The organism is Streptomyces sp. NRRL B-1347 (genome assembly GCF_000720325.1).
In the GTDB taxonomy this organism is placed as follows: Bacteria; Actinomycetota; Actinomycetes; order Streptomycetales; family Streptomycetaceae; genus Streptomyces.
Map to the genome: position 1 here is coordinate 30141 of NZ_JOJM01000010.1, position 20947 is coordinate 51087.

At 72.3% G+C, this 20947-nt stretch carries 16 protein-coding genes; 6 read left to right on the forward strand and 10 right to left on the reverse strand.

Features of this window, described 5'->3' with window-relative positions:
- Positions 1 to 5: 5 nt before the first annotated feature.
- Positions 6 to 788, reverse strand: coding sequence for an SDR family oxidoreductase (locus tag IG74_RS0112140; protein ID WP_051854814.1), 783 nt, complete (start codon positions 786 to 788; stop codon positions 6 to 8).
- Between IG74_RS0112140 and IG74_RS0112145 the strand changes: the two genes are divergently transcribed.
- Both IG74_RS0112145 and IG74_RS0112150 read left to right on the forward strand, forming a co-directional pair.
- A complete protein-coding gene (locus tag IG74_RS0112145; RefSeq protein WP_051854815.1) occupies positions 756 to 1133 on the forward strand; it encodes a hypothetical protein in 378 nt (125 codons plus the stop codon). The genes IG74_RS0112140 and IG74_RS0112145 overlap by 33 nt on opposite strands.
- Positions 1134 to 1159: 26 nt before the next feature.
- Entirely contained in the window at positions 1160 to 1822 is a 663-nt protein-coding gene (locus IG74_RS0112150; RefSeq protein WP_037825147.1) for an NAD(P)H-binding protein, read from the forward strand.
- A 456-nt stretch (positions 1823 to 2278) separates the two neighbouring features.
- Here IG74_RS0112150 and IG74_RS52055 read toward each other — a convergent pair whose 3' ends face one another.
- On the reverse strand, positions 2279 to 2422 hold the full coding sequence (locus tag IG74_RS52055; RefSeq protein WP_158857585.1) for a hypothetical protein: 144 nt from the start codon (positions 2420 to 2422) through the stop codon (positions 2279 to 2281).
- Positions 2423 to 2619: 197 nt separating this feature from the next.
- Here IG74_RS52055 and IG74_RS0112160 point away from each other — a divergent pair, with 197 nt between their 5' ends.
- Positions 2620 to 5763: a lantibiotic dehydratase gene (locus IG74_RS0112160; protein ID WP_078868733.1), complete on the forward strand. Its 3144-nt coding sequence runs from the start codon at positions 2620 to 2622 to the stop codon at positions 5761 to 5763.
- Positions 5760 to 7067 carry a lanthionine synthetase C family protein gene (locus IG74_RS0112165; RefSeq protein WP_051854816.1) on the forward strand — a complete coding sequence of 436 codons (1308 nt, stop codon included), beginning with the start codon at positions 5760 to 5762 and terminating at the stop codon, positions 7065 to 7067. Before IG74_RS0112160 ends, IG74_RS0112165 begins: the two co-directional genes overlap by 4 nt.
- A gap of 88 nt (positions 7068 to 7155) precedes the next feature.
- On the opposite strand, the gene IG74_RS0112170 is transcribed toward IG74_RS0112165, so the two are convergent.
- Positions 7156 to 7488, reverse strand: a complete 333-nt coding sequence (locus tag IG74_RS0112170; RefSeq protein WP_030674271.1) for an ArsR/SmtB family transcription factor — start codon at positions 7486 to 7488, stop codon at positions 7156 to 7158.
- A 130-nt stretch (positions 7489 to 7618) separates the two neighbouring features.
- Between IG74_RS0112170 and IG74_RS0112175 the strand changes: the two genes are divergently transcribed.
- Positions 7619 to 8806: an MFS transporter gene (locus tag IG74_RS0112175; RefSeq protein WP_030674272.1), complete on the forward strand. Its 1188-nt coding sequence runs from the start codon at positions 7619 to 7621 to the stop codon at positions 8804 to 8806.
- Between the two features lie 26 nt (positions 8807 to 8832).
- On the opposite strand, the gene IG74_RS47890 is transcribed toward IG74_RS0112175, so the two are convergent.
- The 4 genes from IG74_RS47890 to IG74_RS0112195 all read right to left on the reverse strand — a co-directional run bounded on the left by IG74_RS47890 (position 8833) and on the right by IG74_RS0112195 (position 11480).
- Positions 8833 to 9546: a hypothetical protein gene (locus tag IG74_RS47890; RefSeq protein ID WP_051854817.1), complete on the reverse strand. Its 714-nt coding sequence runs from the start codon at positions 9544 to 9546 to the stop codon at positions 8833 to 8835.
- A gap of 148 nt (positions 9547 to 9694) precedes the next feature.
- The gene (locus IG74_RS0112185) at positions 9695 to 10162 is read right to left on the reverse strand and encodes a Dabb family protein (protein WP_051854818.1); all 468 of its coding nucleotides are present in this window, start codon (positions 10160 to 10162) and stop codon (positions 9695 to 9697) included.
- Complete coding sequence (locus IG74_RS0112190; RefSeq protein WP_030674275.1) at positions 10159 to 10791, reverse strand: TetR/AcrR family transcriptional regulator; 633 nt, start codon at positions 10789 to 10791, stop codon at positions 10159 to 10161. The genes IG74_RS0112185 and IG74_RS0112190 overlap by 4 nt, the downstream gene beginning before the upstream one ends.
- 182 nt (positions 10792 to 10973) lie before the next feature.
- Entirely contained in the window at positions 10974 to 11480 is a 507-nt protein-coding gene (locus IG74_RS0112195) for a carboxymuconolactone decarboxylase family protein (protein ID WP_030674277.1), read from the reverse strand.
- Positions 11481 to 11700: 220 nt separating this feature from the next.
- Here IG74_RS0112195 and IG74_RS0112200 point away from each other — a divergent pair, with 220 nt between their 5' ends.
- Positions 11701 to 12651: a MerR family transcriptional regulator gene (locus IG74_RS0112200; protein ID WP_030674279.1), complete on the forward strand. Its 951-nt coding sequence runs from the start codon at positions 11701 to 11703 to the stop codon at positions 12649 to 12651.
- 124 nt (positions 12652 to 12775) lie between these two features.
- On the opposite strand, the gene IG74_RS0112205 is transcribed toward IG74_RS0112200, so the two are convergent.
- From IG74_RS0112205 to IG74_RS49335, 3 genes are all read right to left on the reverse strand, one after another.
- Positions 12776 to 13348 (reverse strand): hypothetical protein, encoded by a 573-nt coding sequence (locus IG74_RS0112205; RefSeq protein ID WP_051854819.1) that lies wholly within the window; start codon positions 13346 to 13348, stop codon positions 12776 to 12778.
- Between the two features lie 287 nt (positions 13349 to 13635).
- A complete protein-coding gene (locus IG74_RS0112210) occupies positions 13636 to 14415 on the reverse strand; it encodes an SDR family NAD(P)-dependent oxidoreductase (RefSeq protein ID WP_030674283.1) in 780 nt (259 codons plus the stop codon).
- Between the two features lie 150 nt (positions 14416 to 14565).
- Positions 14566 to 20643: a non-ribosomal peptide synthetase gene (locus tag IG74_RS49335; RefSeq protein ID WP_158857587.1), complete on the reverse strand. Its 6078-nt coding sequence runs from the start codon at positions 20641 to 20643 to the stop codon at positions 14566 to 14568.
- Between the last annotated feature and the right edge of the window lie 304 nt (positions 20644 to 20947).

Sequence of the window (20947 nt, forward strand, 5' to 3'; positions counted from 1 at the left end):
GGAGGCTAGGCCGTGGTGTCCGTGGAGTGGGCGAGCTCCTTCTGCTCTTCGACGCCGGTCAGGCGGGCGGCCAGCGCCGTGGTGACGGCCTGGTAGGCGTCGCTGCCCAGGAGCAGGCGGCGCGGTGCCCGCTCGGTGTCGGCGCTGTCGATGATGGCGCGGGCCATCTTGACCGTGTCGCCGGGGACGGGGATGGCGCCCGCGGCGGCCGCGCGGCGGAGGGCGCCGACGGGGGCGGCGTCGTACACGGCCATGGCCTGCGCGGCGGTGGCGCTGCGACCGCCGAAGTCGGTGGTGGCGGCGCCGGGCTGGACCAGAGTGGTCTGGATGCCGAAGGGGGCGACCTCGGGGGAGAGGGCCTCGTAGAAGCCCTCGATGCCCCACTTGGTGGCGTGGTAGAGGCTCAGCGCGGGGAAGGCGATCTGACCGCCCATGCCGGACAGCTGGATGATCCGGCCGCCGCCCCGGGCCCGCAGATGCGGGATGACGGCGCGGGCGAGCTGGATGGAGCCGATCAGGTTGGTGTCGATCTGGTGGGCGATCTGCTCGTCGGTGACCTCCTCGGCCGCGCCGAACAGGCCGTAGCCGGCGTTGGAGACGATCACGTCGATCCGGCCGAGAGCGGCGAACGCGGCGTCCACGGTGCGGCGGACCGCGGGGGCGTCGGTGACGTCCCGGGGCGCGGTCCACAGCCGGTCACCGTGGCGTTCGGCCAGGTCGGCAAGAGTTTCGGGGCGGCGGGCTGTGGCGGCCACGTGGTCGCCGCGCGCCAGCAGCAGCTCGGTCATCCGGCGGCCGAACCCGGAGGACACGCCGGTGATGAACCAGGTCAGCCCGAGATCCTGCGCCTGGCCACCTGGCGACAGCTCGAACGCCCCGACACCAGCCCCGCGGAGGCCGACGCCTACCGCCCCAAGGTCGAAGCCGTCGCCGACGCCCAGCGCCGTGGCGCCCTGCGCGCGGACATGGAACCGGTCGACCTGCTGGCCCTGGTCCTGAGCCAGGTCACCGCCTGGTTCGCCACCCCGCCCGCGCTCCGCGCCCTCGCACCCGACGAGGCCTTCACGCCCGCACGCCCCGAACGTCACCGCACGGCCCTGACCGCGGCCGTCCGCAGCCTCACCAGCCCCTGACCGGCTCTACCGGGAAGATGTACGCCATGAACACCCGCACCGCTCTGCTGGCCGGAGCCACCGGCCTCGTCGGGGGTCACCTGCTCGACCGACTGCTCGCCGACCCCCGCTACACCCGTGTCACCGCCCTCACCCGGCGCCCGCTCGCCCGCGCCCACGACAAACTCGACGTCCGCGTCGTGGACTTCACGGCACTCGCCCAGCACGACGTGCCCACCGTCGACGACGTGTACTGCACCCTGGGCACCACCATCAAGAAGGCCGGATCGCAGGAATCCTTCCGCGCCGTCGACCAGCACCACACCCTCGCCGTCGCACGCCACGCACTTGCGGCGGGCGCGAGCGGCATCGCCCTGTGCTCCTCCATCGGCGCCGACCCCGACGCCCGTACGTTCTACCTCCGTGTCAAAGGTGACACCGAGCGCGAGGTCATCGCCCTCGGGTACCGGAGAACGCAGATCTTCCGCCCCTCGCTCCTGCTGGGCGACCGCGCCGAACGCCGCCCCGGCGAACGCGCCATGACCACCCTGGCCCCCGTGCTCGCCCCCGTCCTCGTCGGCCCCCTGCGCCCCTACCGACCGATCACCGCCGACCGCCTCGCCGCCGCCATGCTCACCTCGCTGACCACCGCCGAACCCGGCAGCGACGTCTACGCCTACGACGCCATCACCGAGTTGGCGAACCGCTAGCGCTCATGACGGGAGGGGCGGCGCGAAGTGCGCCGCCCCTCAGTCACGCCGTGCGCAGTCGGAGGGCTAGTGCCGCCATCGATCCCACGCTGGTGGTTTCGCGGGCCTCATGGATGTCCTGTCACGGGCCACACCCAAAGGCGAACAGGGGAAATCCTGAAACGCGGGCAGGCGGAGATATCCGGTGTGCGGATGCGCGTGTAGATGCGCATGCGGATTCGGTGGGGGAATTGGTAATCGCGCGGCTATTGGAGTCGGGCGGTCTGCGTCGCGTACGGAAAAGCGTCGCCTATAAAGTCCTGCCGCGTCAATGGTGCTGGCGTGGGCATGGAGGGGGCGTGCCGGTTCTTTGCCCGAAAGGGCAATGGTCTTTGCCCTCGGTGCTCCGCCGCCTCGGCGGGAGCCGGTCCCGGCGGTACGGGGGGCCACCGGGACCGGCCGTTCATATGGCCTGCATCAGCAGATCGAGCAGGTCGTGCAGGTGCGGAAACAGGACTCCTCACCGGAGATGGCGCCCGCGGCACTGTCGGACGCCACGTCCTGGATGGCGGTCTCGGTGAGGTCGATGTCGAAGAGGTCCTGCGTCATGTTCTCAGACATGGGAATTCCTTCCTGTGGAACCTGTCGAATCGCCGCCCTTCGGCGGCAGAATCGGAATCTAGGGAGGGGCGGCAGGCGGAGTCAAGGGGTTCCGGGCGGGGCGTGTCGGGGTTAGTGTGGCGGCATTCCGGCGGGGGGAGGAATCGGGAATTCCTCAGTCCGTTTCATGATGCATCGAGTAAGGGGGCGGGGCGGGGATGCGGCGTGGCCACAGCGCGGAACCGGTGTTTCGCTGCGCGGACGGAGTGCTGCTGAGGGCGCCGCTCCTGGCCCGGCCGAGGGTCCGCGCGACCTGGCGGGACGGCGAGGACGGTGACGGGGACCGGCGGGGCGATGCGGATGAACTCCGGTCCCAGCTGGTGGAGTTGCTCGCTGATGGGCTGTTCCGTGAGGCCCTTGAGGTCTCCAGTCCTTCGCTAGCCCGTACCGTCGACGCCGTGCTGGAGGGCGGGTCCGTGGCCGCCTCCGATGTGCGCAAGGCCCACCGGGCCGTGACCCGCTACCTGCTCAGGGCCGCTTCGCGCCCCACCCCCTTCGGGCTGCTCGCGGGCGTCCTGTGGGGCTCCTTCGGCGAGGCCACCAAGGGGGAGCTCACCGGCGCGGGGCACAGAGGGGCACGGCCCGACGCTGGATGGCTGGCCCGGCTGGTCGCCGGTTGGGAGCGCGACCCGGCCGTGCACCTGGGCCTGAGCGTGGTGGTGAACGGACTGTGCTTCGTGCGCGGGGGCCGCCTGGTCCTGCCGTTCGCCCCGGCCGGTCCGGACCCCGCGGGGCCCGGCTCCGACGGCCGGTCCAGCGAGAACCGCCCCAGGTCACGGACGCTCCGCCACACCCCGGTCGTGCGCGCCGTGGTCGAGGCCGCCGCCCGGCCCATTCACTGCGGCGAACTGATCCGGGAGGTCGAAACGCGCTTCCCCGGAGCGCCCGAAGGCGCCGTGGCCGGACTCGTCGCCCAGCTGATCGGGGCGGAGGTACTGCTGACCGAGTTGCGCCCGCCCCTGGACGCTCCCGATCCGCTGGCACACGTCGAGGCGCTGCTCCCGGCCGCCACGCCCGCCGCCCGGTGGGTCGCCGCACTGCGCGAGTCCCTCGCCGACTACCGCCGTACGCCGCTCGGAGAGGGAAGGGAGGCCTGGCGCACGGCACTTGAGCGCGCCGCCACGGGCCCTGCCTCCACCCCGGGGAGCCCCGCCGCGCACGCCGTCCAGGTCGACCTGCGCCTGGAGGGGACCGCCGTGCTCTCGCGCTCGGTGGCCGGGGAACTGGAGCGCGCCGCAGCCGCGCTGTGGCGCCTCTCGCCCCCGGGCCCCGGCCGACTGACCGCGTACCACCAGGATTTCGTGGAGCGGTACGGCCTCGGGCGCTACGTGCCCGTCACGGAGGTCCTCGACCCCGACATCGGCCTCGGCGCCCCGGCCGGATACCGGCTGCCCCCGAGCCACCGCCCCGAACCGGGGCCCGTGCCCCTCGGAGCCGTACGCCAGCGCCTGCTCCTGGGACTCGCGGCCGAAGCGCAGGCGCGCGGGGAGCGCGAGGTCGTCCTGGACGAGGACTGGCTGCGCAGGTTCGAGGAGGCCGACCGGGACGAGGCCGCCGACGCCGTGCGCCCGCCGTCGCTCGAACTCGTCGTGCAGATCGCGGCGGAGTCGGCCGCCGCCGTGGACCGGGGCGACTTCACCCTCGTCCTGGTGGGCGCGGCCACCGCGTCCGGTGGCCACATGGGCCGCTTCGCACACCTCTTCCCGCTCGCGCAGACCGAGGCGATCCGGCACACGGTGCGGGCCGCGCGCGACACCACCGGACGGCTGCCCGTCCAGATCCACCACCAGGCGTCGCACCACCGGCACGCCAACGTCGCCCAGGTGCCGACCTGGCTGGACGGACGCCTGGTCATCGGCGTGCACCCCGGGCCCGCCGCGCCGGACGTCACCGACCTCACCCTTGACTCCATCGCCGTCTGCGCCGACTCCGAGGGCTTCCGGATCGTGTCCACGGAACTCGGGCGCGAGCTGACCCCGTCGGCGCTCCACGTGCTCAACCGCGAACTGACCGCGCCCAACGCGGTGCGCTTCCTCATCGAGGCCGCGGCGTTCGCCCGCAGACAGTGGCGGCTGTGGGACTGGGGCGCAGCGGATGACCTGCCGTTCCTGCCCGCCGTACGCACCGGACGCACCGTGCTGAGCCCGGCCCGCTGGCGGCTCGACGCGACCGGTCCGTCCCTCGACGAGTGGCGCGCCCTGTGGCGGGTGCCCGACCACGTCCAGCTCACCCTCGGCGACCACCGCATCCCCCTCAACCTCGCCGTCCCGGCGCACCAGGAGATCCTGCGCCGCGAACGCGAGCGCGCGGGTGTGGCCGTGGTCCACGAACTGCCCCTGGGCCAGGACACCGACGGCGGCTGGCTGCACGGGCCCGGCGGCGCCCACGAGGCGGAGGCCGTGGTGACGCTGACACCCCGCGGACCGCGGAAGGCCGAGGCGCCCGCGCGCGGCACACACCTGGTGGCGCGGCACGGCACCGGCGAGATCCCGCCCGGCGGCCCCTGGCTGTACGCGACGCTCTACACCTCGGCCGAGCGCCAGGACGAGCTCCTCACCGGCCCGGTGCGCCGCTTCCTCACCGAGCTGGACTCCCCGCCCGCCGGGCCCGGCGGCGTCGACCGCTGGTTCTTCATCCGGTACGCGGACCCGGACCCGCACCTGCGGCTGCGCCTGCACGGCGACCCGGCGCTGCTCAACGGCGTCGTCCTGCCCCGACTCCACGACCTGGCCGGGCAGTTGGCCGCCGACGGGCTCGCCCGAGGCCTTCGCCTGGACAGCTACGCCCCCGAGACCGAGCGCTACGGCGGACCGGCGCTGCTCGCCGCGGCCGAAGAGGTGTTCCACGCGGACAGCCACCTGGTCCTGGAGCGGCTCGCGGCCCCCGCCGACGACCGGATCCTGTCCACCGCGTACGACGTGACCGAGCTGGTACGGGCCTTCCACCGGGGCTACGGCGGCGACTGGCGGCGCTGGCTCACCGGGACGTACCCCAAGCGGGAGCAGCACCACAAGGCGTTCGCGGCCCGCAGACGGGCGGCGCTCGCCAGGATCACGCCGGACGGCCTGCCGGACCCGGTGGCGCAGCCGCACCACGCGGCACCGGAACGCTTCGGACGGCTGGTCCGCGCGCAGGAGGAACAGGGCGCGCTGAGCGTCTCCCCGGACGCGGTGCTCGCCTCCCTCGTCCACATGCACTGCAACCGGCGCCTGGGAACGGACCGTACGGCCGAGGCGCAGACCCTGGCGGTGGCCCGCGGCGCGGTCCAGGCGCACCTCGACCGGGAAAGGGCCGGAGCATGACCGAGGACCTCGTCGCCGGGCTCGCGGAACGTCTGGCCGACCCGGCCGCACTGGCCGCCCGGGTGACCGCCGCCGAGACCCCCGAGCTGGCCGAGACCCGCTCCCTGTGGCACGCCCAGTCCCTCGCGGACGGCCACGCCGGAGTGGCACTGCTCTTCGCGGCACTGGCCCACGGCGAGCCCGGGTACGCCCGGGTCGCGCACGCCCATCTGTCGACGGCGGTCACCGGAGTGAGCAGGCCCGCCCGGGAGGGGCTGTACGCGGGGCTGCCCGCGGTCGCCTTCGCCGCCAGGACCGCCGTCACCCGCCCCGGCGAGTACGGCGGACTCCTCGCCAAGCTGGACGGCCAGGTCGCCTCGCTGGCGCGCCGACTGGTCGAGGAGGACGCGCCCCGCGTGGCGGCGGGGACGGCCGGGGCCAGGATGGCCGGGTACGACGTGGTCGCCGGGCTCTCCGGCATCGGCCGTCTGCTCCTCGCGGCCGGGCCCGAGCACCGGGCCACCACCGAACTGGTCCTCGCCCACCTCGTCGCGCTCACCCGGCCGGTCACCGAACCGGGCGGCAGGGCCGTGCCGGGTTGGTGGACCGGGGACCCGATCCTGTTCAGCGAGCCGGACGGGATACCCGGCGGGCACTTCAACGCGGGCCTCGCCCACGGCATCCCCGGCCCGCTCGCGCTGCTGTCCCTCGCCCACCGCGCGGGTGTGCGCGTACCGGGCCAGGAGCAGGCCATCCGTACCATCGCCGCGTGGCTGCTCGCCCGCCGCAGCCCCGGCGGCACGGGCTGGCCCAACATCGTCCCGCTGGCCGCCGAGCTCGCGGCCGCCTCCGGCACCGGCCCCGAACTGGCCGAGGCCCGCACCGGCTGGTGCTACGGCACGCCCGGCGTCGCCCGCGCCCTCCAACTGGCCGCGCTGGCCCTGAAGGAACCGGACTGGAACCGCCAGGCGGTGGCCGCGGTCGCCGCGGTCTGCGACCGACCGGGCGGAGCCCGTGCCTTCGACGACCCCACGCTCTGCCACGGTCTGGCAGGGCTCACCACGATCGTGAGCCTGATGGCCCGTGAGCCCGGCGGAGCGGAACTGGCGCCCAAGGTGCCGGAGTTGACGGCGGCGCTGGCCCGCGCGGCCGACCCGGCACACCCCTTCGTCTGGCCCGCCGCCGCGCCCGGGAGCTCCACCGTGGTGCACCGCCCCGGCTTCCTCGACGGGGCGGCGGGCGCCGCGCTCGCCCTCCACTTCGCGACCGTTCCGGACGCGCCCCTCGGCGAACTGCCTTGGCAGGCGGCGCTGCTGCTGTGCTGAGCCTCCCCGGCCGGTGAGAGGGGGGCCGCCCTGCCGCACCCAGCACCCGGCACCCGGCACCCGGGATCGGGTGAGGCCGTCCGGCGCGTCAGTCTCCGGTGGCGGGGCGCGGGTGGCGGGCGCCGTTCAGCACGGAGTCGAGCAGGCCGGGGAACAGCGCGTTCAGGTCGTCGTGGCGCAGCCGCACCAGCCGGGTCCTGCCTTGGACTGTGGTCCAGGTGATGCCCGCCTCGCGCAGCACCCGGTAGTGGTGGGACAGCGTCGTCTGGTGGACGTCCAGGTCCTCGCCGATGGCGTTGCAGCTCTCCTCGCCGGTCACGGCGAGCCGTTGGATGATCTCCAGGCGCACCGGATCGCCCAGCGCGCGCAGCACTTCCACCATCCGGATCGCCTCGGCTGCCGGCTGGGACACCTCGCGCATCGTTTCTCTTCTCTCCATCTGTGACGGGGGCCCAGCCTACCTATTCATTGATACATGGACAAGCATCCATGTATTGCTTACAGTGCCGATCACCCATCTCCGCCATGCTCCGGAAAGGGCGGCACGCTCCATGCTCAAACGACTCCTTCCCCTGGCCGCGGCGACGTTCGCCGTCGGCACCGACAGCTATGTCATCGCGGGCCTGCTCCCCGCCATCGCCGCCGACCTGGGGGTCTCCACCCCGGCAGCCGGCCAGCTGGTGACGGTCTTCGCCTTGACGATGGCCTTGTCCGCACCGGTCATGGGAGCACTCACCAGTGCCCTGGACCGGCGTACGGCACTGCTGATCGCCTTGAGCGTGTTCGTGGCAGGCAACGTCGTCACCGCGCTGGCGACCAGCTACGAAGTGGTGATGGCCTCCCGCATAGTCGCCGCCGTGGGCGCAGGCTCGATCAACGCCGCCGCCTCCAGCACCGCGGCGGCCATCGCGCCACCAGAACGCCGTGGCCGTGCCCTGGCCTTCGTCCTGGGCGGCCTCACGCTGGCGACCGCACTGGGTCTGCCCTTGGGCACGCTGATCGGTCGCACCGACTGGCACATCACCCTGTGGGCCGTCGCCGGGACCGGCCTGCTCGCGGCCGTCGGGATCGCTGCCGCCCTCCCCAAGGTGACTCTCCCCGCGGCCTCGCTGCCCGACCGGCTGCGCCCCCTCAAGCAGGGCCGTGTCCTGGCGCTGTTGGCGGTCACCTCACTCGCCTTCCTCGGCGCCTACACCCTCTACACCTACATCAGCCCGGCCCTGCGGGACGCCACCGGCGGCAGTGAACCGCTGCTGACCCTGACCCTGCTGGCCTGGGGCGTCGGCATCCTGGCCGGGAACATCACCGCCGGGCGTCTGGTCGACCGCCACGACCCCGCGCGCGTCCTCACCGGGGCCCTCACCCTCGCGACCATCGCCCTGGCACTGACCCCGCTGGTGACCCGAACCCTGGCCTCCACCCTGGTCTGGGCCGTGGTCTGGGGTGTGACCGTCGGTGTGATCGTCGTCCCTCAGCAGCACCGGCTCATCTCCCTCAGCCCCGCCGCCGCACCGGTCCTGCTCGCCCTCAACTCCTCAGCGCTCTACCTGGGGATCGCCCTCGGCGGCGCGTTCGGCGGGCTGGCACAGCAGTGGCCCGGGCTCACCCCGGCCGAACTGGGACCGGCAGCCGCAGGTGTCACCGGCCTGACCCTCCTGTGGCACCTGGGAACCGGGCGCCGCCCCGCACCCGTCCCCGCCGCACCGGAACCGACCCCGACCGGCCTGCCTGCCGGGTGAACTCCACGGCCTCGGCCGCGAGCTGGTCAGTGGCCGCCTGCTTGCCGCTGTGCGTTCCGGACGGCCAGGCGGGTCAGCTCCTGCAGGTCGGGCGGGAACGCCGAGTCCTTGGGGACGCCGCTGTACAGGATCGTCAGGACGACCTTGCCCACTCGGACGAACACGATGGCTCTCTTCTCGCGCAGGAGGGTTCCACCGGGGCGCCGTTCGTACGCTGTGCGTTCGTCGCCCAGGTTCTCCGCATCCATCGGCACGCTGGTGTACCCGGTGCCGTCCGGGGCGAGGAGTTGAACCCCGCCGTACGCCCCGAGCGAGAGCACCGCCAGCAGCACCACGAGCCCGATGGTGAGTGCGGCCCGGCCACCGGGTGTGTTGTTGACGGTCAGTGGCCCGATCGCGATGTGGCTGCGGGACACCCGACTGCCCTTGATCACTACGCTGCCGGTGAGGTGTGTCGTGCTCGTGGCACTGGACAGGCTCGCTGTCAGCTGGCGCCGCAGCTCAGGGTCGGCTTCGATCTCCTCGGCGAGCACGTTCTGCGTCTCGGCGCGGGCGGCAGGGTCTGTGGCGTCCGCGTCGAGCCCCTCAAGAGCCGCGCGTCCTCGCGCCGAGACGGCGAGACGAGCACGGACCAGCTCCACGGCGGCGGTGCCCGCCCCTTCCCCGACACCGGTTGCCACCCCGGTCAGGGCCCCGGCCAAGACGCCCACCGCCGTGGCCGCAAGCGCCGCTGCCTCCATACCGGACCCCCGCACCTCGGCACATCGGCTGCCCATTCTGTTCCGCCACGCGCACGGAAGACACCCCTCCGTCCGCGACGGTGGTGCCGAGATGGACGTAGCCGCGCCTTTCGTAGCCGGGCGGGCGGAGTTTCCGCAGCCCGCTGTGTCAGTCGGAGCCGTGGACGGGATTCGGTCCGGCGGCGGGCCGGTCCGCGCCGGCGGTGCCGGTGGGGGTCGGCGCGCTGCTGCCGGTGTAGGAGGGGAGGTCGGCCACCAGCTTGGTGAGGGCCGGGTCACCGGCGTAGCGTCGCGCGTGCAGGTCGGCGATCTTGTGGGCGATGTCGGGGTCGTCGCTGTCGGTGGTGTCGTAGGAGACGAAGGACTCCAGCAGCGGCAGGCCGATCCGGTCGGTGTGGGCGTGGGAGGGTGCCATCAGGTACTCCCAGTAGCCGTCGAGGTCTTCGAGGAGGAAGACGGCGCCGTACTCGAACTCGCCGCCGATGTCCCTGCCGACGACGTACCGTGCGACCGCGTCGATCGACTCGCCCTGGTTGCGCAGGCTGGCGAGGGCCTCCTCGCGCTGCTCGGCGGTGGCGGTCGCCTTGAAGGTGAAGCGGTTGTGGTGATAGATCATTTCTCTCCCTCGGTGCTCTGTGGGCGGTCTTGGGGGTTCGCGGGCGGGGCTAGCCAGTAGCCGAGCAGCGCGGTCACCGCCTGGTCGGCCAGGCGCCGGGCGCGGTCGAAGCCGATGTCCTCGATCAACCCGATGCTCGCGAGGCCGTGCAGCGTGCTCCACAGCAGGTCGCAGGCGTCCTCGACGCCGGGAAGGTCGGCTGCGGTCTCGGCCGCCCAGGCTCTGATCAGCTGCCGGGTGAAGGCGATCACGTCGGCGGCGGCGGTGCGGCGGGTGGAGGCGTCGACGTCCGTGCCGGGCGCGCCCGACATGAGCTGGTACAGGCCGGGCCGCGACCGGGCGAACTCCAGGTAGGCGGCTGCCGCCAGGTGCGGGCCCCGTGACGCCGGTTCACCGGTCACCGCGGCCCGCATCCGCTGTGTCAACTCGCCGTTGCCCCGCTCCAGGAGTGTGTGCAGTACGGCGTCCTTGCTCGGGAAGTGCTGGTAGATCACCGGCGCGCTGTAGCCGATCTCGGCGGCGATCCGCCGGATGGTCACCGCCTGCCAGCCTTCGGCCTCGGCCATCCGGCCCGCGGTCTCCAGGATCTCGGCGAACGTCCGCTGACGTACTTCTTCCCGCTTCCCCACCACGAAGTCCTAACGCCGTTAGAAAATCTAACGGCGTTAGCTTCTTGCCTGTTGCCGAACCTGTCAAGGCGTCGCGCCCTGTCGACGACCAGCGTCTAGGCGCCGTCGTCGACAGGGCGAACGTTGCTTGATCCGGCACCGGCGGGTGCGGAACCAGCGGAGCTAAAGGCCGATGCTTCCGGTTACTTCCACGGGTCGCTGAACGAGCGGCCGGGCACGGGCTTCGCGATGAGTGCCACCGGGATGAAGAAGTTGACCTGGCCGATCGCGAACATCAAGGTGGCGAGCGCCTTGGGCGCGTAGTGCTCGGCCGCCTCGGCGTACAGCTCGTCGGAGACCCGCTCACCGTGCGCGGACGGCTGGAGCACCGCCTCCGTGAGGGCCAGCGCCGCCCGCTCGGCAGCGGTGAAGTACGGCGAGTCCTGCCAGGAGGTCACCGATGTGATCCGCTCATCCGACTCCCCGGCCTTGCGCAGGAATCCGGTGTGCAGCACGGTCAGGTAGGTGCTGCCCACGATCTGACCCGCGCGCAGCTGCACGAGGCTGATCGTGGAACGCGGCACCGAACCGTTGCCGGTCACCTTGAACAGCGCGGCCGACACCGCCGCCAGCTCCGGAACGAGTTCCGCGGGGTCATCGGCCATCCGCGGCGTCATCGGGATCTCCGCCGTGATCGATCGTGCTTCCATCGCCATCTCCTGAGGTCTGCGCAGGCCTTGGTCGGCCCTGGTGAGTGACAGTGGCCCTCTTGGGACCCCGCATCGTGCGGTCACTGCCATGACGGATGGCGACGGAGGAATGTGACCGGGGGAGACGACTCTTTTCGTGTGCGGTTCCGCAGCCGGCCCGCCGCTCCTACGGGGACGCGTCGCTTGAGTCTCCCCTCAGGGGAGGCCCCAAGCTGGGGACATGCACAGCGACACCTTCTACTCCATCGGAGAGCTGGCGCGCCGCACCGGCCTGACGGTGAAGACGATCCGGTTCTACTCCGACAAGGGCATCGTCCCGCCCACCTGCCGCAGCTCTTTGGGCTACCGCCAGTACGGCCCCGCCGCGCTCGCCCGTCTGCTCCTGGTACGGACGCTGCGCGAGCTCGGGCTCGACCTGGCGACCGTACGCAAGGTGCTGGAACGGGAGGAGTCCCTGCCCGAAGTCGCCGAGGCGTACGCCGACGCCCTGGACGTACAGATCCGGTCCCTGCACCTGCGCAGGGCAGTCCTGCGGGCCATCGCCCGCCGCGGCCACACCCCCATGGAGATGGAACTCATGCACCGAATCGCCACGCTTTCCCGGGCCGAACAGCACCGCCTGGTGGCCGACTTCGTCGACGCCGTCTTCGCGGACGGCGAGCCCAACCCCGAATTCGCGACCCTGATGCGGTCCGTCATGCCCGAGCTGCCCGACGACCCCACTCCCGACCAGGTCGGAGCATGGGTGGAACTCGCCGAGCTGTGTCAGAGCACGGAATTCCGTTCCGCGGTACGACGCGTCGCGGAGGACCAGGCCCGAGAGCCTTCCCGGGACACGGTGAGCGCCCTGCACGGCAGGCTCAACCAGGCCATACGCGAACGCATCGAGGAGGCCGCGACCAGCGGCGTCCTCCCGGCATCCGTCTCGGCCGCACCGCTCGCCGACTCGCTGAGCGACCTCTACGCGTACGCGTTCGAGAGCGCGGGCGGCGGCGACCTGCGACGCTGGCTCCTCGCCCGCCTGCACCTGACCACCGACCCGCACGTCGAGCGGTACTGGCAACTCCTGGCGACGGTCAACGGATGGCCCGCCTCACCGACGCTGGCCCCCGTCTACACCTGGTTCATCACCGCCCTGCCGGAGGCGTCCGCCGTGGCGGCGACGTCCTGAGCCGGGTGCCACTCCGGGATCGCCGATGACGCACGCGCCGGCGCCGACGCGGGCCGCCTCCAGGTGTGGAGGCGGCCCGCTGGGGATGCCTGGGGGGCTTGTGGTCGCGTACAGGTACTAGTTGCTAGCAGGCCTTGGCGTAGCCCACGGGGGCCCAGTTGCCGTTGGCTCCGTAGGGCGCGGGCCTGGTGTGGGAGAGGAACCGCTTGTTGTAGTCGTACCAGCTGCCCTGTCGGCCCGGGGTCTGGTTGTTGTACCAGGACCCGCCGCTGCGCCAGTGGCTCGGCTTCTTGTAGAGCACGTTGCACCGGTACCACTCGCGTTCCTGGCCGGTGTAGTTCCTGCCCGAGTAGCCGCAGAGACGCTTGGAGGTGCAGGTGTGGCGGGCGGTGTCAACGGTGCCTTCGGCTCGGCTGCCGTTCAGCTCCCGTACGTACTTCTCGCCGGGCAGCGGCACGAGCAGCCTGCCGTCCGCGTAGCTGATCTCGTTGGCGGCCGTCTGCTTCCCGCCGTCCTTCGCCAGGAGGGTGTCGATCGTGCGCTGCAGCTTGTCGGCTTCGGAGGCGCTGAGGCCGGAGTCCACGGCCTGGCTCTGGAAGGCGGGCTGATCGGCCTGGGCCGCCGGGGCGGCCAGGGCCACGCCGCCGCCGAGGGCGATCGAGACGGTCACGAGCGTAAGGCTCTTGCGAAGATTCATCTGCTGGCTTCCTGTGTGGATGCTTCGGTCTTGTGATGCCGCGCCCCAGGCACGCCCTGCCGCTGCGCTGCGGCAGGGCGTACGGAAGCAAGGAGGAGGCTCGCGATGATCCGCGTAAGGGGCACTGCCGCCCCCCTTGCCGGGACACGGAGACTGAGGCCGTGCACCACGGATTCCAGCGGCCACCGGATTGTCCGGCAGCCCGTTTTCGCGCTACGGGACAAAAGAGCGTGACCACTGAGGCCACCGAGGCCGACGTCAACACCCCTGGTACGTGCCCCGGCAGCTCACCCGGCCGCGATCGGTCCGAGGTACGTGCCGCCGGAGACGTCGATGGTCTGGCCGGTGACCCAGCGCCCCTGCGGGCCCGCGAGGAAGCCCACCACGTCTGCGACGTCCTCCGGCTCGCCGATGCGTCCGAGCGCGGTGATCGATTCGAGTCCGGCCACCGCCTCGGGAACCGTGGCGTAGTGGGCGATCATGTCGGTCAGCACCACCCCGGGTTCGACCGTGTTCACGGTGATCCCGCGTCGGCCGAGCTCGTTGGCGAGCGAGGGGCTGAGGGCGGCGAGGGCCGCCTTGGTGACGGTGTAGCCGATCTGGAGGGGGTTCGCGATCCGGGTGGCCGCCGAGCCCATGTTGACGATCCGTCCGCCGTCCCGCAGCAGGGGCAGCGCTCGCTGGATCACGAAGACGGGCGTGCTCACGTTGATCGCCAGCAGCCGCTCGAACTCCTCCTCGGTGAGCTGCCCGATCGGAGTCGCCGAGTGGATGCCCGCGTTGTTGACCAGGATGTCCAGGCCGTCCGCGCCGTGGTCGGCAAGGCCGGTGGTGAGCCCTTCGAACAGCCGGTCCACCGCACCGGTTTCGCCGAACCGGGCCCGCACCGCGAACGCCCGGCCGCCGGACTCGGCTATCTCCGCCACGGTCCGGGCCGCGGCCGCGTCGTTGCCGCCGTAGTGGACCGCGACCAGTGCCCCCTCGGCGGCGAGCCGCAGGGCGACCGCGCGCCCGATCCCGCGCGAGCCGCCCGTCACCAGTGCGGTCCTGCCGTTCAGTTGCTCCATGAACGCCTCTCTCCGCGTGCCGCCCCGGCCTGATCCGGGAACGACTCAGCCTAAGCGGCGCCCGTTCGGTGTGGTGCTGATCCTTGCGCACCCGCCCAGGTCAGTGCCTTGGCGGCTGAAAGGACCAGCACTCACCGTCGACAAACTCGCTCAGTGGGCGAGGCCGCGCCAGAACGCCGCCATCATGGGCCGGTTCACCGTGGGGAGTCGCACGCCGAGCCGCTCCAGGTCGCGCAGGGTCCGGCCGTTGTCGCTCGTGTCGGCCGGAACCGTACGGCCTGAACGTACGACGGCGGCGTCCTGGTCGAGGAACTGCCGGAACACGCTCAGATAGGGGAGGAACGGCAGTTCCCGCCCGGCCTCGCCCGCCTCGCGCAGCCGGTGCAGGAACGCGTCGAGGGACACCGGTTCGGACCGCGTGCCGTACAGGTCGTCGTGCACCTCCATGAACGCGCCCGGATGTGTCGTCCGGGCGTGGTGCAGGTGGTGCACGGCACCGGCGGAGTCGTCGAAGGCGAGCGCGACCAGAGCGCGGGCCGTGACGTCCACGGGCAGCAGGTCGGCGCCGACCACCGCGTCCTGCGGGTAGCACCCCAGCGCGGCGCAGGTGACGAGGAGGCGGCAGAACATGTCGTCCTGGTTCACGGCACCCCGATCGGCGTCCGCCCACACCCGGCCGAGCCGGTAGACGCGGGCCGCGGCCCCGCGGTCGGCGGCGTGCTGCACCATCCGGTCGGCCACCCACTTGCTCGCCGTGTAGCCGTCGGCCGACGCGTGCCGCAGACCCGTGGTGGGGGAGTCCTCGGTGAGCCGCCGCGCTGCCTCGGCACGCCCGAAGACCCCGAGCGTCGAGACGTGGTGGAGACGCTTGGGCGCCCCCTCGGCCATGAGCCGCAGGAGGCACTCGGTGCCCCCGACGTTCGCGGGCTTGAGGCGTTCGTACGGCGAGAGGTGGTGGACGTACGCGCCCGAGTGGATGATCGTGTCGATGCCGTCCCGCAGCAGCCGCCACGCCGCTGTGCCGAGTCCGAGTCCGTCCTCGGCCAGGTCACCGGGCACCACGTGCAGGCGCCGCCCGCCGGTGCCGGCGGAGATGCCGTACGACCGCAGCACGTCGTCCAGGCGGGCCCGTCCGGCCTCCCGTGACGGCGCGCGCACCAGGCAGTGGATGTCGGCGTCGGTCCGCTCCAGCAGTTCCCGGAGCAGGAAGGCGCCCACGAATCCGGTGGCGCCGGTGAGCAGGACGTGGCGGGGCCGGGCCCCGAACCGTACCCCGGCCGGGAAGCGGAGGGCAGGCGTCAGCCGTGCCTCGCTCTCGGGCACCGGGGCGTCGGCCGGCGCCGCGCCGCCCGTCTCCAGCGTCGCCAGGAGAGCGGCGAGCCCGCCTGGCGTGGGCGCGGCCAGGAAGTCCCGCACCGGCACCCGCACTCCCGACTCGTTCTCCACCCGGGCCAGCAGCCGTACCGTCAGGAGCGAATGGCCGCCGAGGTCGAAGAAGTTGTCGTCGAGCCCGATCCGAGCGGCTTCCAGGACCTGCGCGAACAGCGCGCACAGCCTCTCTTCGCGAGGTGTGTCCGGAGCCCGGTAGGGCGTCGCGGAGGTGAAGTCGACCTCGGGCAGTGCCGCGACGTCGAGCTTGCCGTTGGGTGACAGGGGCAGCCGCGGCAGCAGGACGAACGCCGCCGGAACCATGTACTCCGGCAGCCTCCGCACCACGAACTCCCTTAGGTCCGCAGTGGTGAGGTCACCAGTGGCCGAGGCGGGCACGGCGTAGGCGATCAACTGCTCGCCGCGTGCGCTGGTACGGGCGATCACCGCGGCCCGGGCCACGCCCGGGTGAGCGGTCACCGCCGCCTCGACTTCGCCCGGCTCGATCCGGAAGCCGCGGATCTTGACCTGCGCGTCGGCGCGGCCCGCGTACTCCAGGTCTCCGGCCTCGTCCCAGCGGGCCAGGTCCCCTGTGCGGTACATGCGCGCGCCTGCCGGGCCGTAGGGGTCGGCCACGAACCGCTCCGCGGTCAAGGTGGGACGGTCGTGGTAGCCGCGTCCCACGCCCGCACCGCCGATGTACAGCTCACCCACCGCGCCCAGGGCCATGGGGGAGAGCCCCGGGCCGAGGACGTACGCCCGCAGGTTCCCCAGCGGACGGCCGATCGGCACACCCCCGGCGTAGTCACGCCCGGAGTCCAGGGAGTGAGCCGTCGCGTAGAAGGTCTCACTGGGGCCGTAGCAGTTGACGACGCGAGCCCGGGGCCAGTGCGCGCGGATCCGTTCCACCAGGGTCGACGTCAACACCTCACCGGCGAGCATCAACACCTTCGGCTGCATCCGGTCACCGAGACGGTCCACCAACTCCGTGAACGCGGACGGCACCGAGCTGATCACGTCCACATCCCACGCTTCGCGCTCGGTCAGCGCGAGCACGTCCCGGACGATCTCCACCCTGCCGCCGGTGGTGAGGGTGGAGAACAGCTCGAACGCGGCGACGTCGAAACCGATCGAGGTGCTGGTGAGCATCCGCCAGCCCGGCGCCACACCCATGTGCCGGACCAGGTCGTCCAGGGCGTTGACGAGGTTGGCGTGGGTGATGCCCACGCCCTTCGGCAGCCCCGTCGAGCCGGAGGTGTACACCTGGTAGGCGAGATGCTCCGGGCGGAGGGGGCGGATGCGGTCGCCGTCGCCGAGGTCGGTGCCGGGGTGTGCGGAGACGTCGGCGCGGTCGATGTGCAGCAGCGGCGCGTCCCGCCCGGGGAGCACACCGGCCGTCACGGTGTCGGTCACGGTCAGCCGCGGCCCGGCGGAGTCCAGGATGTGCGCGAGGCGCGCGCTCGGGTGGCTCGGGTCGACCGGCACGTAGGCGGCGCCGGACTTGAGGACGGCGAGCAGCGCGACCACGAGCTCCGGCGTGCGCGGCAGGACCACCGCCACGGTGTCGTCAGGGCCGACGCCCCGGCCCACGAGGGCACGGGCGAGCTGGTTGGCGCGCTCGTTGACCTGCGCGTAGGTCAGCCGCTCGCCGTCGTGGAGCACCGCGACGGCGTCCGGCGTACGAGCCACCTGTTCCTGGAAGAGAGCGGTCACGGTCTGTCCGCGCACCTCGGTCGCGGTGTCGTTGAACCGGTTGAGGACGAGGTCGCGCTCGTCCGCGTCCAGGATCTCCAGCGCCGCGACCGGCGTGTGCGGGTCCTCGGCGAACTGCCGGAGGACGCGCCCGAGCCGGGCCCCGATCCGCTCGATCTCCTCGGCGGTGAACACGTCGTCCTGGTACTGCAACCCCAGGCCGACGCGCGTCTTCGCGTCGATGGAACCGGCGAGCGCCAGGGGGTAGTGGGTGCCGCTGACCACACGCATGCCGGTGACGGCGACGCCCGCCGAGGTGTGGGCTTCGGCGAGGCCCTCGCGGTCGACGGGGAAGGACTCCAGCATCACCATCGAGTCGTACAGGGTGCCCAGGCCGACGGCCTCGTGGATCTCGCCGAGGCCGTGATGGTGGTGGTCCATCAGGACGGTCTGGTGCTCCTGCAGCCGCCTCAGCACCTGCGCGAGGGTCTCCTTCGCGGAGTAACGCACGCGTACCGGCAGGCCGTTGATGAAGAGCCCGACCATGCTCTCCGAGCCGAAGAGCTGAGGCGGCCGACCGACCACCGTGGTGCCGAAGACCACGTCCTCGCGTCCGGTCAGATGGCCGAGCACCACACCCCAGACGCCCTGGAGCAGGGTGTTGAGCGTGATGCCCAGCTCGGTGGCGCGGCGGTGGAGAGCGTGGGAGGTCGCCGCGGCGAGAGGGACCTCCAACCCGCCCAATCGGCCGCTCTGTTCCTTCGCCTCGGTGGCGGCGAGCCTCGTCGGCTCCGTGACGCCCGCCAGCTCACGGGCCCAGGCCACCGCGGCCGCCTCGTGATCCTGCTGGGCGAGCCACGCCAGGAAGTCGCGGTAAGGGCGGACGCGCGGCAGCCCCGAGGTGTCGCCCTCGGCCTGGTACAGCAGGATCAGATCACGCATCAGGTGCGACAGCGACCAGCCGTCGAACAGGACGTGGTTGACGGTCAGGACCAGCTCGCTGTGGTCGGTGTCCAGCCGGACGAGCGTCATGCGCAGCATCGGCGGACGGGTGGGGTCGAAGTGCGCGGCGTGGTCGGCCGCCAGCAGCGCCTCCAGGCGATCGGTGCGCTGTTGTTCGCCGAGGCCGCGCAGGTCGACGACCTGCCAGGGCAGTTCCACCCGGTCCAGGACGAGCTGCACCTGCTCGCCCGCGCTGTCGGTGACGAAGGCGGTCGTCAGGTTCGGGTAGCGGCCGAGGAGGGCCTGGCCCGCGACGCGCATGCGCTCGGGGACCGCGGCGCCGGACAGGTGCAGGACGAACTGGACCTGGTAGGCGTCGTAGGACGACTCGGCCATGGCGCTGTGGAAGAGGATGCCGGACTGCGTCGGGGTGAGCGGCCATACGTCGACCAGGCCGGGGTAGCTCTCCTCCCAGGCCTCCAGATCGCGCTGGCTGACTGTCACGAGGGGCACGTCCGAGGGGGTGAGGCCACCCGCGCCGGGCCGGACGGAGTGGCGGGCCAGGCCCTTCAGGGCGGTCGCCCACAGGTCCGTAAGGTCCTGGGCCTGCTCGCGGGGGAAAAGGCCCGCCGGGTAGTCGAGCTTGGCGATGAGCTGCGGGCCCCGCGCGCCGTCCAGGACGTAGGAGTTGATCTCGATCGGGGCCATGGCCGGCATGTCCGCGTCCAGCTCGGGGGTCAGCCACTCCATGTCCGCCGCGATCGTCCAGGCCGGGTCCTGTGGGGGGCGCGGCGCGGTGCCCGCCCCGACCTGGACGCGCGGGCCGCGTGCCTCGCGCGCGGCTCGCGCGGCGATCGGTACGACGTCGATCCGCCCGAGCGGCTCGTCAGGACAGGCGGCCAAAGCACGCAGGGAGGCGATCAGCAGGTCGGACACGCTCCGGATGTCGCCCGCGGTGTACAGCGCGGCATTGGCGTCGACGCGCACGTACAGGTCACTGGTGGTCCGCCCGTCGAAGTGCAGGGTGCACCGCAGCTCGTCGACGGCACCCATCGGCGAACCGGGCAGCATATGTGCCCTGGTGCCCGCGAAGTCCAGTTCGCGGACGAAAGTGAGGATGTTGAGGGTGGTGCCGAAAGGGCTGAACAGCGAGCCCGGACCCGCCGCGCCCAGTGCTCCGCCGTCGGCGTCCGGTGCTCCGCCGTCGGCCTCCGGTGTCCCGCCGTCGGCCTCCCGTGCGTCCTGCGCGGCACGGAGGATGTCGGTCACCTGGTGAGCGCTGTGCCGTAACACGCTCCTCGTTTCCTCGGACACCGAGCGTGCGAGGTCGGCGAACGTGGCGGAGAGCGGTATGTCGAAGCGCAGCGGCACGATGCTCGCCTGGGAGCTGCATAAGTCCTTCGTGGCGTCCGTGCGGCCGGAGGCCGCCAGGGAGACGGTGAACTCCCGGCGCCCGCCGAGGTGTCGGAGGCAGACTCCCGTCGCCGCCGTCAAGAGCGTTGCCAGGGACACCCCGATGGTGCCCGTGGTCTCCCGCCAGGCGTCGACCTCCGTGTGCGGCACCGATGCCACGTGGTGGATGAGGGACGGCCCGGCCGTACCGCGCTTGCCCGGCAGGCGCAGCGGGTCGGGCGCCCCGGCGAGGTGGTCGCGCCAGAAGGCCGAACCTTCGGCGAACCGCGCCGACCGACGGTGCCGCACGTCCTCACGGACGATCAGCTCCGGGCCGCCCACGGGTGTGTCCGGCGGCGGAGCCCCGTCCACCAGTGCTCGGTAGCACGCGGCGACGCGCTCGGGCAGCAGCCGCAGAAGGGTGTGGTCGTCGGCCACCAGACGGTGGGCGCTCAGGAACAGCACCCGCCGAACGTCCGACAGCTTGATGACGCCTGCTCGGAAGAGCTCCCCGTGCTCCGGGTCGAAGGGCCGCCGCTCGTGCTCGGCGGCGAGGACGTCGGCCGCCGTCTGCGGGTCGTCCGCGTCGCTCACGTCGAGCACGACCGGCTGCCAGGTGTCCGCGCCCTCCTCTCGGGGCACCTGCCGCAGCTCGCCGTCGACAGTGCGGAAGCCGACCTGGGCGGCCGTGTACGCCCGGTACGTCTGGCGCATCGCCACGATCAGCGCCTTGTCGTCGATCACGCCGTCGAGGAGCCAGCGCGACCCGCTGTTGCTCGGTATGTCCGGGGCCAGCTTCTGCGCCCGCCAGATTCCTTCTTGAGCAGCTGACACACCTAATGAACCCAACGAGACCATCCCCCTGGTCACCTGTGGAGGCCCACGTGAGTACGGGGCCGACGGAGGGCCGCTCCGGCCCACAGCCGTCTCCGAGCGCGCCCGCCGAGCAGTTAAGGGAAGGCGACCGAACGGTGTCCAGGCGGAACGGACCGCTCACAGCCGGGCGGGCCGGGAACGGCACGCGGGCGGGGCACCACGTCAGGCAGAGGCGCCGCGAGCGCGTCTGTCATGGCCACTTAACCCGCTCCTGGGGGAGGCGCCAGGGGGTGTCCTGGCGCCGAGACACGGGGTGAACACG